Source organism: Parvibaculum sp., from assembly GCF_049672805.1.
In the GTDB taxonomy this organism is placed as follows: Bacteria; Pseudomonadota; Alphaproteobacteria; order Parvibaculales; family Parvibaculaceae; genus Parvibaculum.
In genome coordinates this window covers 1-2,264 of the sequence record NZ_JBATWS010000472.1, presented here as the reverse complement: position 1 = coordinate 2,264, position 2,264 = coordinate 1, and the positions used below count along the sequence as shown (strand labels likewise).

2 protein-coding genes are annotated in these 2,264 nt (G+C 60.6%); both read right to left on the bottom strand.

Translation table 11 applies throughout. The features are described 5' to 3' along the window. Positions 1-58 precede the first annotated feature (58 nt). The gene (locus WBF74_RS14550) at positions 59-760 is read right to left on the bottom strand and encodes an HAD family hydrolase (RefSeq protein ID WP_424441190.1); all 702 of its coding nucleotides are present in this window, start codon (positions 758-760) and stop codon (positions 59-61) included. Beyond that, on the bottom strand, positions 738-2,264 hold a 1,527-nt coding region (locus WBF74_RS14545; protein WP_424441188.1), incomplete at its 5' end, for an ATP-grasp domain-containing protein. The genes WBF74_RS14550 and WBF74_RS14545, both read right to left, overlap by 23 nt.

Sequence of the window (2,264 nt, the reverse complement as noted above, 5' to 3'; positions counted from 1 at the left end):
GTACAGGACATCGATACGCCGGATGACTGGCGACGCGCCGAACTGATGTTCAGGGCGCTCAGCGAGAACTGAGCGCGGATCGCGCCGCTTTTTCGAGTTTCGGCAAAAGCGCCTGAAATGCGCCGAGATGCGCGATGCGGTGCTGCGCCTCATACCCCGGAGCCGCCTTCACATCCTTGTGCATGCCGGTAAGAACGCGAACCGTCTGCGCGCCTTTTACATTGAGATTGACGAAATCCTTGGCCGGGTTGTCACCGACATAAACAAGCTGCGGCCATGCCGCCTTTTCCGCCGCAAGAATGCGCTCAAAGCAATAGGTTGAAGGCTTCGCGCGCGCGACACCATGACGATGCGTGATGAATACCTTTCGGAAAAGCGGCTCTATGCCGAGCGCCGCCACCTTGCGCGCCTGCGTGATCTTGTGCCCGTCCGTCACGAGATAGAGCGGATAGCCGCCAAGGGCCGCGAGAAGCTTTTTCGCGGCAGGGTCGAGTTTCAGATCGGGCGTGTGATGCCGGTAGCGCTTTACACATTCCTGCACGAGAGTGCGGCTGATCCGGCCATGCGACGCAAGCCAGTGATCAAAGATCGCACCGCGCCCCTGCGTGTCGAGAACCTCCACCATGAAGCGAAAGGAAGCATCGGCATCCCAGCCGAATTGCTGCTCCCCGAAATCGGCCACGGCGCGAAGCCCGCTCTCCACATAGAGGCGTTCATCGTAAAGCGTGTCGTCGAGATCAAAGACCAGAATCATGGACATGAATGTCAGCCGGCAGGCGGACCTGCTTCACCTCGCCCGCCACTCTCTCGAAAGGATAGAGCGAGAGATCATCACCCGCCGCTTCAAGGAGGCTCCAGTAGAAGATGTCGAGCCCCGCAGCAATGGAGGCCGTGGAAGCGCCGCCAAAGCGCGTATTGCATTCGATGATGTGAACACCGCCTTCCGCATCAATCAGCGCCTGCAACACCGCAGGACCGCGCAGCCTGAGGGACGAGAGAACATCGCGCATGACATTCTCGATCCCGGCATCGCGGAAAGTGGTCGTGACCTGTGACTCGCCATCAACCACGCGGTCGCGGCGCCGAAGAACAAGCCCCTTCACCTCATGCGCCTTGTCCATCCACGCATCGACGCTGATTTCATAGCCCTCGACAAGGGGCTGATAGATCGGCGCGCTGAGGCTCTCGCCATGCGCAAGCGCGACATCACGCGCAAGACCGAGGCCGATGGAGCGCGCACCTGCACCAAAACGCTCTTTCACTACATAGCGCGCCGCAGGAAGCTCATCGGGGTGAAGCGCCGCGGGAATGAAGGGAAGCCCTTTCGCCTCGCCAAAACGTGCAAAGGCGAGCTTGTCGAGGCAGGTCTCCACGCTTTCGAGCGGCGAGACAATGACCTCTATCCCGTTTTCGGCAAAGAACTGCCGATACTGTGCCCAGAAAGGGAGCTCTCCATCCCGTGTCGGAATGATGAGGCGGATGTTCCGCTCCCGACAGCCTGCGAGAAGCACATGAAGCGCCTCTTCCGTGGTGCGCGGCATTTGCCAGAACGCATCCGCCACATGGCGCGACAGGGCTTCTGCATCGAGATCGCCTGCAATCACGCGGGATGAGGGATCAAGCTTCTGCGCCGCCGCCTGCACCGCTCGGATAAGCGGCACTTTTTTCGAGGCGCTGCTGACGAGAATATTGCCGCCTGCGGGCGTTTCCACCGTCGCGCGCGCGGCCTTGTCCTTCTCATGCCGGATGATCTCGGGGATTGCGCGCTCAAGATCATACTCCGGCATCCAGCCGATCGCGGCCTTCCATGCCGTCATGTCGGCCTGCGACGCTTCAAAGGCAATGTCAGAAGGCGCTTCTTCCGCCTGCATGTCCGGGAAATGAATGCGGAGAATATCGACAATCTCCTGCACCCGCCGCGCGCGACCCGTGCCGAGATTGATAATGCCGGTGACATCCTGCTTCTCGGCAAGCCGGATCAGCCCTTCGGCTGTATCTGCTGCATAGATATAGTCGAAGAGACCTTCTGGCCGATAAACGGTGATCGGCTCGCCCGCAAGAAGCGCGCGCACCCAGCGCGAAATCACGTCGCGCGAATTACGTCCATAGCCGCGATAGATCCGCGCGCAGGCAGAAGTGAAGGCATCCGCGCGGAAACCCGCCAGAAAGCGCAGCTCGATCTCATGGCCAAGTTTCGCCATGCCCGTCAGATTGCGCGGCAGAACCGGATCCGTTTCGCGCAGCGCCACGGCTGCGTCCTGTGG